Below are 13,874 nucleotides of genomic sequence, written 5' to 3'. Positions count from 1 at the left end.
GGCTTGCTCCCGATGGCGGTGGGTCAGTCAATTCATGTATCAACTGTAAAACTGCTATCGGGAGCAAGCCCCCTCCCACAACAAGCAGAAGCAGATCTGCTGTGTATGCAAAGCCGCCTTTGTTCTGCTTCAACCACTCAGGCCGCCGTGCTTTTGCTTTTGATCTGAGAAGCGCCCCGTTAAACCACGAGGGCCGCACCTTTTTCCAACCGGAGCAAGCTGTTACTGTACCGACCATAAAAGCCCAAGCCGCCCGGATCGGATCTCTGACTTGAAGCGTCCCCTCCTTCTACTAATAAGTCTGGCCTTGAGCTTCGCTGCGAACGCGACGATTACCGAGAGCCACGGTTACACGCAGTTCGGCACACTCAAGTACCCGGCCAAATTCACCCACTTCGATTGGGTAAACCCTGCAGCGCCAAAAGGCGGAACCCTGCGGGTCATGGCCTTTGGCACCTTCGATACGCTCAACCCCTACACGTTCAAGGGCTCCAGCCCCGTCTCCACGCCTAATTTCCTGCAATACGGCGTCAACGAGCTGAACGAGCCGTTGATGGTCGGCACCGGCCAGTACGCGCCATCCGGCGATGAACCCACCTCCAGCTACGGGCTGATTGCCCAATCGGTCGAATACAGCGAAGACCGCAGCTGGGTCGTGTTCAACCTGCGCCCCGAAGCGCGCTTTCACGACGGCAAGCCGATCACCGCCGATGACGTGGCGTTTTCCTACCGCACGCTGTTGACCGAAGGCCACCCGCAGTACCGCACCAACCTGCAGGAAGTGGCGCGGGTCGACGTGCTCAACCGTCATCGCATCCGCTTTGTGTTCAAGCGCGCCGGCAACCCGTTGCTGATCCTGCGCCTCGGCGAATTGCCGGTATTGCCCCAGCACTACTGGAAAAACCGCGACTTCAAAGCCACCACGTTTGAACCCCCATTGGGCAGCGGGCCGTACCGCATCACCAAGGTCACCCCCGGCCGGCAACTGGTGTTCGAACGGGTCAAGGATTACTGGGGCAAAGACTTGCCGGTCAATCAGGGCTTCTACAACTACAACAAGGTGGAGGTGGAATTTTACCGCGACAGCGACGTGGCGTTCGAAGCCTTCAAGGCGGGCGAATTCGACATCTATATCGAGCACCAGGCCAAAAACTGGGCCACCGGCTACGACTTCCCGGCGGTCAACCGTGGCGACGTGATCAAGGCGCAGATTGCGCACCAGATCCCGACCCAGAGCCAGGGCCTGTTCATGAACACGCGGCGACCCACCTTCGCCCAAACCAAGGTGCGCGAAGCGCTGGGGCTGATGTTCGATTTTGAATGGACCAACCGCAGCCTGTTCAGCAGCGCCTATAAACGCAGCTTGAGTTACTACCCCAACAGCGAGTTCTCGGCGACCGGCGTACCGGTGGGCCACGAATGGCTGATGCTTTCGCCGTACCGCGAGCAGTTGCCGGCCAACCTGTTTACCCAAGCCTTCAGCCTGCCGCAGACCGACGGTCGCGGCATCCCGCGCGAAACCCTGCGCCATGCGCTGGGGCTGCTGAGTGAAGCCGGCTGGAAGCTGTCGGGGCAACGCCTGCTCAACAGTGACGGGCAACCGCTGCGCGTTGAGATTTTGCTGGTGAACCCGAACCTGGAGCGCATCCTGCAACCGTATGTCGAGAACCTGATCAGCATCGGTATCGACGCGCGCCTGCGTACGGTTGACCGCGCACAATACAAACAGCGCCTGGATCAGTTCGACTTCGACATGATCCTGATCACCCTCAACCAGACCCTGAGCCCGGGCCTTGAGCAGTGGCAGTACTTCCATTCCAGCCAAGCCGGCATCAAGGGCAGCAAGAACTACGCAGGTATCGCCAACCCGGTGGTCGACCACCTGTTGGAACAATTGCTCGCGGCGCAAACCCGCGAAGAACAACTGGCCGCCGGCCGTGCCCTTGACCGGGTACTGCTGTGGCAGCACTACAGCATTCCCAACTGGTACCTCAACTATCATCGCTTGGCGTACCGCAACCGGTTCGCCTTTGTCACCACGCCGCCCTACAGCCTGGGGCTGAGCGCATGGTGGCTGAAAGCTTCGGAGAAAGCCCAATGATGTTTTTGCGCAACGCTTTGCTCAGCAGCCTGTTGCTCTGCACGGCGGCGAACGCGGCGCCGCAACATGCGCTGACGCTGTACAACGAGCCGCCCAAGTACCCCGCCGACTTCAAGCATTTCGACTACGTAAACCCCGCGGCCCCCAAGGGCGGCACCTTTCGCGAATCGAGCATGGGCGGTTTCGACAGCCTCAACCCCTACATCAGCAAAGGCGTACCGGCAGATAATCTGCAACTGATCTACGACACCCTGGCGATACAGAGCCTGGATGAACCCATCACCGAGTACGGGCTGGTGGCCGGCAAGATCGAAAAGGCCCCGGACAACAGTTGGGTCCGCTTCTACCTGCGCCCCGAAGCGCGCTTTCATGATGGCCACCCGATACGCGCCGAGGACGTGCTGTTCACCTTCGATGCGTTGATCAAGGACGGCTCGCCGCTCTACCGCACCTACTACGCCGACGTCGACGAAGTGGTGGCCGAAGACCCGCTGCGCGTGCTGTTCAAGTTCAAACGCACCAATAACCGCGAATTGCCGCTGATCCTCGGGCAACTGCCGGTATTGCCCAAGCACTGGTGGGCAACCCGCGACTTTACCAAGGGCAACCTGGAAATCCCGCTGGGCAGCGGGCCGTATAAGGTCGCCGAGGTCAAGCCGGGGCGCATGATTCGCTATGAGCTGGTCAAAGACTACTGGGCCAAGGACTTGCCGGTGACCCAAGGCCTCTACAACTTCGATAACCGCATCAGCGACTATTACCGCGACAGCACCGTGGCGCTCGAAGCCCTGAAGGCCGGGCAATTTGACTACTGGCTGGAGTTCAGCGCGAAGAACTGGGCCAACGCCTACAACATTCCCGCCGTCACCCAAGGGCGCCTGATCAAGGAAGAAATCCCCAACGGCAACCCGACCGGCATGCAGGGTTTTGTGTTCAACGTGCGCAAACCGATGTTCCAGGATGTGCGCGTGCGCAAGGCCATCAGCCTGCTACTGGACTTTGAGTGGAGCAACAAACAGCTGTTCAACGGCGCCTACGTGCGCACCCGCAGCTATTTCGAGAACTCGGAAATGGCTGCCACCGGCCTGCCTGGCCCGGACGAGACGGCGATCCTCGAACCGTTTCGCGACAAGATCCCGCCACAAGTGTTTACCGAAGCCTTCGCACCGGCTAAAACCGACGGCAGCGGCATGATCCGCACCCAGCAACGCGAGGCCTACCAGTTGCTGCAAGCGGCGGGCTGGAAGATCGTCGACGACAAGATGGTCGACACCACCGGCAAACCGGTGAGCATCGAGTTCCTGCTGACCCAAACCGATTTTGAACGGGTGTTGTTGCCATTCAAACGCAACCTGGCCGACCTGGGTATCGACCTGGTGATTCGCCGGGTCGACGTTTCGCAGTACATCAACCGCCTGCGTTCGCGCGACTTTGACATGCTGGTGGGCAGCTTTCCGCAATCGACGTCGCCGGGCAACGAGCAGCGCGAGTTCTGGCAGTCTTCCAGCGCCGACAAGCCCGGCAGCCGCAACTACATGGGCCTCAAAGACCCGGTGATCGACCAGTTGGTTGAAGCGTTGATCGACGCCGACTCGCGCAAAAGCCTGGTGGCGCACGCCAAAGCCCTCGACCGCGTGTTGCAGTTCGGCTACTACGTGATTCCCAACTGGCACATCAAAACCTTCCGCGTGGCGTATTGGAACCACTTGGGCCACCCTGCGGTGCCGCCGCGCTACGACGTCGGCACAGCCACCTGGTGGGCCAAACCCGAAGTAAAACCGGCGCTCTCACTGGGCACCACTGGAACCGCCGATCCGGCGAGCGGAGGCGATTAAATGCTGGCTTATATTGTTCGTCGCCTGTTGCTGATTATTCCGACGTTGCTCGGGATTCTGTTGATCAACTTCATCATCATCCAGGCCGCCCCCGGTGGCCCGGTGGAACAGATGATCGCCAAGCTCGAAGGCTTTGACGGCGCCACCAGCCGCATTGCCGGTGGCGGTGCCGAGGTCTCGGTGGCCGGTTCCAGCTATCGCGGCGCGCAGGGCCTGGACCCGGCGTTGATCAAGGAAATCGAGAAGATGTACGGCTTCGACAAATCGGCGCCGGAACGCTTGTGGATCATGATCAAGAACTACGCCAAGCTGGATTTTGGCGACAGTTTTTTCCGTGACGCCAAGGTCATCGACCTGATCAAGGAAAAAATGCCGGTGTCCATCTCCCTCGGGTTATGGAGCACGCTGATCATGTACCTGGTGTCGATTCCGCTGGGGATCGCCAAAGCCACCCGGCACGGCAGCCATTTCGATGTGTGGACCAGCTCGGCGATCATCGTCGGCTACGCGATCCCGGCGTTCTTGTTCGCGATCCTGCTTATCGTGGTGTTTGCCGGCGGCAGTTACCTCGACTGGTTCCCGTTGCGCGGGCTCACCTCGAATAACTTCGAAGAACTGAGCCTGTTCGGCAAGGTCCGCGATTACTTCTGGCACCTCGCGCTGCCCGTCACCGCACTGGTGATCGGCAACTTTGCGACGATGACCTTGCTGACCAAAAACAGCTTCCTCGATGAAATCAACAAACAGTACGTGGTCACCGCCAAGGCCAAGGGCCTGACCAACCACCGCGTGCTTTACGGCCACGTGTTCCGCAATGCCATGCTGCTGGTGATCGCGGGTTTCCCATCGGCGTTTATCGGAATTTTCTTTACCGGCTCGTTGTTGGTGGAGGTGATCTTCTCCCTCGACGGCCTCGGCCTGATGAGCTTTGAAGCGGCGATCAACCGCGACTACCCGGTGGTGTTCGGCACGCTGTTTATCTTCACCCTGCTCGGGCTGGTGGTAAAACTGATCGGCGACCTTACCTACACCCTGGTCGATCCGCGTATCGACTTTTCCAGCCGGGAGCATTGAGATGAACTTATCCCCCCTCAATCGCCGCCGGTTCGAGCGGTTCAAGGCGAACAAACGTGGCTGGTGGTCGCTGTGGCTGTTCCTGATTCTGTTCGGGCTCAGCCTGGGCGCCGAATTGATCGCCAACGACAAACCGCTGGCCGTGCACTTCGATGGCGACTGGTACTTCCCTGCGCTCAAGCGCTACCCGGAGACCACCTTTGGCGGTGAGTTCCCGCTGGAGGCCAACTACAAGAGCCCGTACATCCAGGAACTGCTCAAGGCCAAAGACGCCTGGACGCTGTGGGCACCGATCCCGTTTGGCTACCAGAGCATCAACTACGACCTGCGGGTGCCGGCCCCTGCCCCGCCGTCGTCGGTCAACCTGCTGGGCACCGATGACCAGGGCCGCGATGTGCTGGCGCGGGTGATTTACGGCTTCCGCGTGTCGGTGCTGTTTGCGCTGACGCTGACCGTGCTCAGTTCGATCATCGGCGTGATCGCCGGGGCACTGCAGGGTTTTTATGGCGGCTGGGTCGACCTGGCCGGGCAGCGTTTCCTGGAGATCTGGTCAGGCTTGCCGGTGCTGTACCTGCTGATCATCCTCGCAAGCTTTGTGCAGCCGAACTTCTGGTGGCTGCTGGGGATCATGTTGCTGTTTTCCTGGATGAGCCTGGTGGACGTGGTGCGCGCCGAGTTCCTGCGCGGGCGCAACCTCGAATACGTGCGCGCGGCGCGGGCGCTGGGCATGCAGAACGGCGCGATCATGTTCCGGCATATCCTGCCGAACGCGATGGTTTCAACCATGACCTTCATGCCGTTCATTCTCACCGGCGCCATCGGCACCCTCACCGCGCTGGACTTTTTGGGCTTCGGCCTGCCCGCCGGCTCGCCGTCGCTGGGTGAACTGGTGGCCCAAGGCAAATCCAACCTGCAAGCGCCGTGGCTGGGAATGAGTGCCTTTGCCGTGCTGGCGATCATGTTGAGTTTGCTGGTGTTTATCGGCGAGTCCGCTCGCGATGCCTTCGACCCGAGGAAATGAGATGAACCAGGACAATCTGATCGAAGTCCGCGACCTCAGCGTCGAGTTCGTCACCGGCGAGCATCACCACCGCGTGGTCAACAATGTCAGCTTCGACATCAAGCGTGGCGAAACCCTGGCGCTGGTCGGCGAAAGCGGCTCGGGCAAATCGGTCACCGCGCACTCGATCCTGCGCCTGCTGCCCTACCCGCTGGCCCGCCACCCGTCCGGCACCATCGGCTACGCCGGGCAAGACTTGCTGACCCTTAAAGAGAAAACCATCCGGCACATTCGCGGCAACCGCATTGCGATGATTTTTCAGGAGCCGATGACCTCGTTGAACCCGCTGCACTGCATCGAAAAGCAGATCAACGAAGTGCTCGGCCTGCACAAAGGCCTGACCGGCAAGGTCGCCACCGCGCGCACCCTGGAACTGCTTGAGCTGGTCGGCATTCCCGAACCGCACAAGCGCCTCAAGGCCTTGCCGCACGAACTGTCCGGCGGCCAGCGCCAGCGCGTGATGATCGCGATGGCGCTGGCTAACGAGCCGGAACTGCTGATCGCCGACGAGCCGACCACGGCGCTCGACGTGACCGTGCAACTGAAGATTCTGGAACTGCTTAAAGCGTTGCAGGCGCGACTCGGCATGGCGTTGCTGCTGATCAGCCATGACCTCAACCTGGTCCGCCGCATTGCCCACCGCGTGTGCGTGATGCAGCAAGGCTGCATCGTTGAGCAAGCCGATTGCGAGACGCTGTTCCAGGCGCCGCAGCACCCTTACACGCAAGAACTGTTGGCGGCTGAACCGAGTGGCGGGCCGGCGACCAATGCGGTCGGGCCGGCGTTGCTGGAAGTCGATGACCTGAAGGTGTGGTTTCCGATCAAGAAAGGCTTTTTGCGCAACACCGTCGATTACGTCAAGGCGGTGGACGGCATCAACTTCAGCCTGCCGCAAGGCCAGACCCTGGGCATCGTCGGCGAGAGCGGCTCGGGCAAATCCACCCTGGGCTTGGCGATTTTGCGCTTGATCGCGAGCACCGGCGGGATTCGCTTTGAAGGCCAGCCACTGGACCGCATGAGCCAACACCAAGTGCGCCCGCTGCGCCGGGAGATGCAGGTGGTGTTTCAGGACCCGTTCGGCAGTTTGAGCCCGCGCATGAGCGTCAGCGAGATTGTTGGCGAGGGCCTGCGGATTCACAAGATGGGCACGCCTGCCGAGCAGGAAGCGGCGATTATCGCGGCGCTCAAAGAGGTCGGCCTGGACCCGGATGCGCGGCATCGCTACCCGCATGAGTTTTCCGGGGGCCAGCGGCAACGCATCGCCATCGCCCGCGCGCTGGTGCTCAAACCGCGTTTGATTTTACTCGATGAACCGACCTCGGCACTCGACCGCACGGTGCAGCGGCAGGTGGTGGAGTTGCTGCGGGGTTTGCAGGCCAAGTACAACCTGACTTACCTGTTTATCAGCCATGATTTGGCGGTGGTCAAGGCTTTGAGCCACCAGTTGATGGTGGTCAAGCATGGCCGCGTAGTGGAACAGGGCGATGCGCAGGCGATTTTTGCCGCGCCGCAGCATGCTTACACCCGGCAGTTGCTGGAAGCAGCCTTTTTGGTGCCTGCTGTTGGGGTTTGACCGGGTACACAGCAAATTTGGTTTCTGTGGGAGCGGGCTTGCTCGCGATTACGGTGTGTCAGATAAATAGTTTTCAACTGACACACCGCTATCGCGAGCAAGCCCGCTCCCACAGGTTGAATGCATTTGGCTTGGGAGATCGGTCGGCGTTCGCTCCCCAACCCACACCAATGGAACTTTGCCGGGAAATAACCGCCTGAATCCGGTAGGCTCACCCTTTTTATTCAAGGAGTTACTCCCCATGGCCAAAGCCACCGCCCGTCACATCCTCGTTTCCACTGAAGACAAGTGCAACGAACTCAAGGCCCAGATCGAAGGCGGCGCCGATTTCGCAGAAATCGCCAAAGCCAACTCCAGCTGCCCATCCAGCCGTCAAGGCGGCGACCTGGGTTCGTTCGGCCCAGGCCAAATGGTTAAAGAATTCGACAGCGTCGTGTTCAGCGCCCCGGTTAACACCGTGCAAGGCCCAGTGAAAACCCAGTTCGGTTATCACCTGCTGGAAGTCACCAGCCGCCAGGACTGATCCAGTCTGCGCTGATGCTCTAAACAACGGCCCGCCTTTTGGTGGGCCGTTGTGCATGTGATGACTGGCGATGCTCAGGCCGTTAGCGTACAAACTCCCTATTATTCTTCGTCACCTGGCGTTCAAGGCTGATAATGCGATTGGCTTTTTCATCTCTGCTCAGCTCCACCCTGGCCCTGCTGTTGGCCAGTACCGCCGTGATCGCGGCCCCGCAGACGTACCTGACGGTGTACGGCGAACCGGCCAAATACCCCGCCGGCTTCAGCCATTTCGACTACGCCAACCCCGACGCCCCCAAAGGCGGCAGCCTGCGCCGCTCGGCCATCGAGATCGGGCGCTTTGATCATGTGCTGCCGTATATCGACAAAGGCATCGGCGTATCCCAGGTCGACGGCTGGCTCTACGCGCCATTGGCCCAGCGTTCGCTGGACGAACCCTATACGGTGTATGGCCTGGTCGCGGAAAAGATGGAACGCGCCGACGACGGCCTGTCGCTGCGCTTTTACCTCAACCCCAAGGCGCGTTTCGCCGACGGTAAACCGATCACCGCCGAAGACGTGCGCTACAGCTTCGACCTGCTGATGACCCAGGGCAGCCTGCGTTTTCGCACCCTGTTCGCCGACGTCAAGCACGTCGAAGTCGAAGGCGAGCGCCAGGTGCGCTTTGACTTTTCCAGCAATGAAAACCGCACATTGGCGCTGGATATTGCGACCTTGCCGGTGTTCCCCGAGCACTGGTGGAAAACCCGCGACTTCGCCAACGGCGGCGGCTACGAAGCCCCGCTGGGCAGCGGCCCGTACACCATCAGCAAAATCGACTCGGGCAGCACCATCACTTTTACCCGCGACCCAAACTGGTGGGGCAAGGACTTGCCCGTGAGTCGTGGCCTGTACAACTTCAACCAGTTGAGCCTGGAGTATTTCGGCGACACCGAAGTTGCGCGCCAGGTATTGCGCGGTGGCGCCTACGACTTCAACCGCGAATTCTCTGCCACCGGTTACTCGATCGGCTACAACGGCCCGGCGCTGGACGATGGCCGATTGCAGCGTGAGCACTTGGCCAAAGAAATGCCGCAACCGGCGCAAGGCTATGTGTTCAACGTGCAAAAGCCGATGTTCAAAGACCGCCGCGTGCGTCAGGCCTTGGCGATGCTGTGGGATTTTGAATGGGCCAACCGTCAGATGATGCGCAACATGTACATCCGCCAGCAGAGCTTTTTCTCGAACAGCCCGCTGGCCGCGACCCAATTGCCGAGCAAAGACGAGCTGGCGATTCTTGAGCCGCTGCGTGGGCAAGTGCCCGATGAAGTGTTCACCCAAGTGTTCAAGGCGCCGGTCACCGATGGCAGCGGCATGATCCGCGACAAGCAGTTGCAAGCCCTGGCCTTGCTCGAAGAGGCCGGCTGGAAACCCGACGGTGACAGGCTGGTGAACGCCGAAGGCGAGCCGCTGGAGTTCACCTTTCTCAACGCGCAAAGCGGTGTGGAACGCCTGTTGCTGCCGTATAAACGCAACCTAGCGCAAATCGGTATCACCCTGAATATCCGCCGCATCGATTCCTCGCAATACGTGAACCGGGTAATGGCACGCGACTACGACATGATCGTCAGCGGCTTCCCGGTCACCACCTCGCCGGGGATGGAGCTGTACAACTTCTTCGGCTCGGCGGCCGCGTTCGACCCCGGCGCGAATAACTACATGGTGCTCCAGGACCCGGCCGTCGACAGCCTGATCAAAGGCCTGGTCAAGGCCGACACCCAAGCGCAGATGCTCACCTACGCGCATGCCCTGGACCGTGTGCTGCAATGGAATTACCTGTGGATTCCCAACTACTACCCGCCCGGCACGTCCGCCGCGTGGTGGAACCGCTTCGGCCGCCCGGCCATCGCCGCCAAAAACGACGAAGCGCTGGAAACCTGGTGGGAAATCAGCCCCACGCCACTGACGAATGAGCAAATGAACGCCGAGTTGAAAAAACGCGGAGGTGCCCACTGATGTTTGCCTATATCGTGCGGCGCCTGCTGCTGATTATCCCGACGCTGGTGATTATCCTGCTGGTCAACTTCGTGATCGTGCAGGCCGCGCCCGGCGGGCCGGTGGAGCAAGCCATCGCGCACTTGCAAGGCATAGGCGGCGGCGCTGTCGGTGGCTCGTCCGGCGAAGGCATCAGCGGCGGTTCGCGGGCCAGCCGTGGCCTGGACCCCAAGCTGATCAAAGACATCGAAAAGCAGTACGGCTTCGACAAGCCCGCCCCGGAACGCCTGTGGCTGATGCTCAAGAGTTACGCCCGGCTGGATTTCGGCAACAGCTTCTTTCGCGGCTCAACCGTCACCGACCTGATCCTGGAAAAAATGCCGGTGACCATCTCGCTCGGCCTCTGGGCCACGCTGATCACCTACCTGGTGTCGATCCCCTTGGGCATTCGCAAAGCCGTGCGCCATGGCAGCAGCTTTGATGTGTGGAGCAGCACCGCCATCGTCATCGGCTATGCCATGCCGGCGTTTCTGTTTGCGATGTTCCTGATTGTGCTGTTCGCCGGCGGCACCTCGTTGAACTGGTTCCCGGTGCGCGGGCTGGTCTCGGAAAATTTTGAAGAACTGAGTACCGTGGGCAAAATTGCCGACTACTTCTGGCACCTGGTGTTGCCGGTCACGGCACTGGTGATCGGCGGGTTCGCCACGCTGACCATCCTCACCAAAAACTCGTTCCTGAATGAAATTACCCGGCAATACGTCGTCACCGCGCGCGCCAAAGGCTTGAGCGAACGGCGCGTGCTGTATGGGCATGTGTTCCGCAACGCGATGTTGCTGGTGATTTCCGGGATTCCGCAGGCGTTTATCAGCGTGTTTTTCGCCGGTTCGTTGCTGATCGAGGTGATCTTCTCACTCGATGGCCTCGGCCGCATGAGCTACGAAGCCGCCGTGTCACGTGACTACCCGGTGGTGTTCGGTTCGCTGTTTATCTTCACCCTGTTCGGGCTGCTGATAAAACTCATCGGCGACCTCTGCTACACGTGGGTGGACCCGCGTATCGACTTCGCCGCGAGGAACGCCTGATGCTTGATTTGTCTCCGGTGGCGCGTCGGCGTTTCGAGCGCTTCAAAAAGAACCGTCGCGGCTGGTGGTCGCTGTGGCTGTTTATCGGCCTGTTTATCCTGACGCTTGGCGGCGAGTTGATCGCCAATGACAAGCCGCTGGTACTCAGCTTCAAAAACCAGCTGTATTTTCCGGTGTTCAAGCGCTACACCGAGCAACAGTTCGGCGGGCAGTTGCCGTTTCAGGCCGACTACCGCAGTGACTACGTGCAAAAGCTGATCAAGCAAGACGGCGGCTGGATGCTGTTTCCGCCGGTGCCGTTCAGCGCTGACACGCCCAATTACGAACTGACCCGCCCTGCCCCGAGCCCGCCCTCGGCGGTGAACTGGCTGGGCACCGACGACCAGTCGCGGGATGTGTTGGCGCGCGTGCTGTTTGGCGCACGCGTGTCGATAGTGTTTGCGTTGGCGCTGACCGCGATCAGCGCCGCCATCGGCATCGCCGCCGGCGCGTTGCAGGGTTACTACGGCGGCTGGGTGGACTTGCTCGGCCAGCGCATTCTGGAAGTGTGGTCCGGGCTGCCGGTGCTGTACCTGCTGATCATCTTGTCGGGGTTTGTCGAGCCGAACTTCTGGTGGTTGCTGGGCATCATGGCGCTGTTTTCGTGGCTCGCGCTGGTGGACGTGGTGCGTGCCGAGTTCCTGCGCGGGCGCAACCTGGAATACGTCAAGGCCGCACGCGCCCTGGGCTTGGGCGACGGCAAAATTATCCGCCGGCACATCCTGCCGAATGCGATGACCGCCACCTTGAGCTACCTGCCGTTTATTTTGACCGGCGCGATTTCCACCTTGAGCGCCCTGGATTTCCTCGGCTTCGGCATGCCGGCAGGCAGTGCGTCGCTGGGCGAGCTGATCGCCCAAGGCAAACAGAACCTGCAAGCGCCGTGGCTGGGCCTGACGGCGTTTTTCACCTTGGCGCTGATCCTGTCGCTGCTGGTATTTATCGGCGAGGCGTTGCGTGATGCCTTCGACCCCCGTGCATGAGTGAGTCTGTATGAGCGACAACCTGATCGAGATCCGCGACCTGTGCGTCGCCTTCAGCGGCCAGAGCGTGGTGCGTAACCTGAGCCTGGAAGTAAGCCCCGGCGAGTGCCTGGCGCTGGTCGGTGAGTCGGGCTCGGGCAAGTCGGTAACGGCGCATTCGATTTTGCAACTGCTGCCGGAAGGCGGCACGCACACCACCGGCTCGGTAAAGTATCGCGGCCAGGAGTTGATCGGCGCCTCGGCGGCGACCCTGCAAAAACTGCGCGGCAACCGCATTGCGATGATTTTCCAGGAGCCGATGACCTCGCTTAACCCGCTGCACAGCATCGAAAAACAGATCGGCGAAACCTTGCTGTTGCACAAGGGCTTGGGCGGCAAGGCGGCGCAGGCGCGCATCCTCGAATTGCTTGAACTGGTGGGCATCCAAAAGCCTCAGGAACGCCTCAAGGCTTACCCGCATCAACTCTCCGGCGGCCAGCGCCAGCGCGTGATGATCGCCATGGCGTTGGCCTGCGAGCCGGAACTGCTGATCGCCGACGAACCCACCACCGCACTCGACGTGACCGTGCAGCGCAAGATTCTGTTGCTGCTCAAGTCGCTGCAACAACGTTTGGGCATGTCGTTGCTGCTGATCAGCCACGACCTCAACCTGGTGCGCAGCATTGCCCAGCGTGTGTGCGTGATGCGCGCCGGCGAAATCGTCGAACAGGCCGACTGCCAGACGCTGTTCAGCGCCCCGCAACACCCTTACAGCCGCCTGCTGCTGGACGCCGAACCTGCGGGCAATGCGCTGTGCAGCGAGGCGCGCGAAACCGTGTTGCAGGTCGACGACCTCAGCGTGCAATTCCCCTTGGGCGGCGGCATGTTCCGCCGCAAAACCTACTTGCGCGCGGTAGATGGCATCAGCCTCAGCGTACAGCGCGGCAAGACGCTGGGGATTGTCGGCGAGTCCGGCTCGGGCAAGTCCACTTTGGGCCAGGCGATCCTGCGGTTGCTCGACTCCACCGGCAGCATCCGCTTTCAGGGTGAAGCGCTTCACCTGCTGAGCCATCAGCAAATGCGCCCGTGGCGCAAACAGATGCAGGTGGTGTTTCAGGACCCTTACGGCAGCCTCAGCCCGCGCATGTCGGTTGCGCAGATCATCAGCGAAGGCCTGGAGGTGCACGCGCCGTGCAGCCTCGCCGACCGCGACGCGCAGGTGGTTCAGGTGCTCAAGGACGTGGGCCTCGACCCTGCCAGCCGGCATCGCTACCCGCATGAGTTTTCCGGCGGCCAGCGCCAACGCATTGCCATCGCCCGCGCGCTGGTGCTGAAACCTGCGCTGATGCTGCTGGATGAACCGACGTCCGCGTTGGACCGCACGGTGCAAAAGCAGGTGGTCGAGTTGTTGCGCGAGTTGCAGGAAAAGTATGGCCTGACGTACCTGTTTATCAGCCATGATCTGGCCGTGGTGCGCGCGATGGCCCACGACATGATCGTGGTCAAGGATGGCAAGGTGGTCGAGCGCGGCGCCAGCCATGCTGTTTTTGAATCGCCGCAGCATCCGTACACTCAGGAATTGCTCGCGGCGGCGCATATTCCGCTGTAGGCGGCCGGGTCCTGGATATGGCTTTTGATAGATAAAAAGCCGG

Annotated in this window: 10 protein-coding genes; all 10 read left to right on the top strand. The window is 60.8% G+C overall.

The annotated features are described in order from the left end of the window. Positions 1–271 precede the first annotated feature (271 nt). Complete coding sequence (locus tag ACOZK9_RS24840) at positions 272–2,101, top strand: extracellular solute-binding protein (protein WP_152747003.1); 1,830 nt, start codon at positions 272–274, stop codon at positions 2,099–2,101. Beyond that, complete coding sequence (locus tag ACOZK9_RS24835) at positions 2,098–3,936, top strand: extracellular solute-binding protein (RefSeq protein WP_421556810.1); 1,839 nt, start codon at positions 2,098–2,100, stop codon at positions 3,934–3,936. Before ACOZK9_RS24840 ends, ACOZK9_RS24835 begins: the two co-directional genes overlap by 4 nt. After that, positions 3,937–5,010, top strand: a complete 1,074-nt coding sequence (locus ACOZK9_RS24830) for a microcin C ABC transporter permease YejB (RefSeq protein WP_058412587.1) — start codon at positions 3,937–3,939, stop codon at positions 5,008–5,010. Between the two features lies 1 nt (position 5,011). Beyond that, on the top strand, positions 5,012–6,031 hold the full coding sequence (locus ACOZK9_RS24825; protein WP_122249939.1) for an ABC transporter permease: 1,020 nt from the start codon (positions 5,012–5,014) through the stop codon (positions 6,029–6,031). A gap of 1 nt (position 6,032) precedes the next feature. Further along, positions 6,033–7,643: an ABC transporter ATP-binding protein gene (locus ACOZK9_RS24820; RefSeq protein WP_421556809.1), complete on the top strand. Its 1,611-nt coding sequence runs from the start codon at positions 6,033–6,035 to the stop codon at positions 7,641–7,643. Positions 7,644–7,884: 241 nt separating this feature from the next. Continuing rightward, positions 7,885–8,166 carry a peptidylprolyl isomerase gene (locus tag ACOZK9_RS24815; protein WP_058412590.1) on the top strand — a complete coding sequence of 94 codons (282 nt, stop codon included), beginning with the start codon at positions 7,885–7,887 and terminating at the stop codon, positions 8,164–8,166. Between the two features lie 134 nt (positions 8,167–8,300). Then, positions 8,301–10,160 carry an extracellular solute-binding protein gene (locus tag ACOZK9_RS24810; RefSeq protein WP_058412591.1) on the top strand — a complete coding sequence of 620 codons (1,860 nt, stop codon included), beginning with the start codon at positions 8,301–8,303 and terminating at the stop codon, positions 10,158–10,160. After that, positions 10,160–11,221, top strand: coding sequence for a microcin C ABC transporter permease YejB (locus ACOZK9_RS24805; RefSeq protein WP_058412592.1), 1,062 nt, complete (start codon positions 10,160–10,162; stop codon positions 11,219–11,221). Before ACOZK9_RS24810 ends, ACOZK9_RS24805 begins: the two co-directional genes overlap by 1 nt. Further along, positions 11,221–12,243 carry an ABC transporter permease gene (locus ACOZK9_RS24800; RefSeq protein ID WP_421556808.1) on the top strand — a complete coding sequence of 341 codons (1,023 nt, stop codon included), beginning with the start codon at positions 11,221–11,223 and terminating at the stop codon, positions 12,241–12,243. The genes ACOZK9_RS24805 and ACOZK9_RS24800 overlap by 1 nt, the downstream gene beginning before the upstream one ends. A 10-nt stretch (positions 12,244–12,253) precedes the next feature. Further along, positions 12,254–13,831, top strand: a complete 1,578-nt coding sequence (locus ACOZK9_RS24795; RefSeq protein ID WP_421556807.1) for an ABC transporter ATP-binding protein — start codon at positions 12,254–12,256, stop codon at positions 13,829–13,831. Positions 13,832–13,874: the final 43 nt, after the last annotated feature.

The sequence above is a fragment of the Pseudomonas kitaguniensis genome (genome assembly GCF_049199985.1).
Classification (GTDB): Bacteria; Pseudomonadota; Gammaproteobacteria; order Pseudomonadales; family Pseudomonadaceae; genus Aquipseudomonas; species Aquipseudomonas kitaguniensis.
Note: the sequence above shows the minus strand (reverse complement) of the source record. Positions and strands in the feature narration are given on the sequence as shown.

Coding starts and splice junctions, on each gene's coding strand:
- ACOZK9_RS24800 (WP_421556808.1), top strand. CDS start 11,221: ATGCTTGATTTGTCTCCGGTGGCGCGTCGGCGTTTCGAGCGCTTCAAA.
- ACOZK9_RS24810 (WP_058412591.1), top strand. CDS start 8,301: ATGCGATTGGCTTTTTCATCTCTGCTCAGCTCCACCCTGGCCCTGCTG.
- ACOZK9_RS24825 (WP_122249939.1), top strand. CDS start 5,012: ATGAACTTATCCCCCCTCAATCGCCGCCGGTTCGAGCGGTTCAAGGCG.
- ACOZK9_RS24795 (WP_421556807.1), top strand. CDS start 12,254: ATGAGCGACAACCTGATCGAGATCCGCGACCTGTGCGTCGCCTTCAGC.
- ACOZK9_RS24815 (WP_058412590.1), top strand. CDS start 7,885: ATGGCCAAAGCCACCGCCCGTCACATCCTCGTTTCCACTGAAGACAAG.
- ACOZK9_RS24835 (WP_421556810.1), top strand. CDS start 2,098: ATGATGTTTTTGCGCAACGCTTTGCTCAGCAGCCTGTTGCTCTGCACG.
- ACOZK9_RS24820 (WP_421556809.1), top strand. CDS start 6,033: ATGAACCAGGACAATCTGATCGAAGTCCGCGACCTCAGCGTCGAGTTC.
- ACOZK9_RS24830 (WP_058412587.1), top strand. CDS start 3,937: ATGCTGGCTTATATTGTTCGTCGCCTGTTGCTGATTATTCCGACGTTG.
- ACOZK9_RS24805 (WP_058412592.1), top strand. CDS start 10,160: ATGTTTGCCTATATCGTGCGGCGCCTGCTGCTGATTATCCCGACGCTG.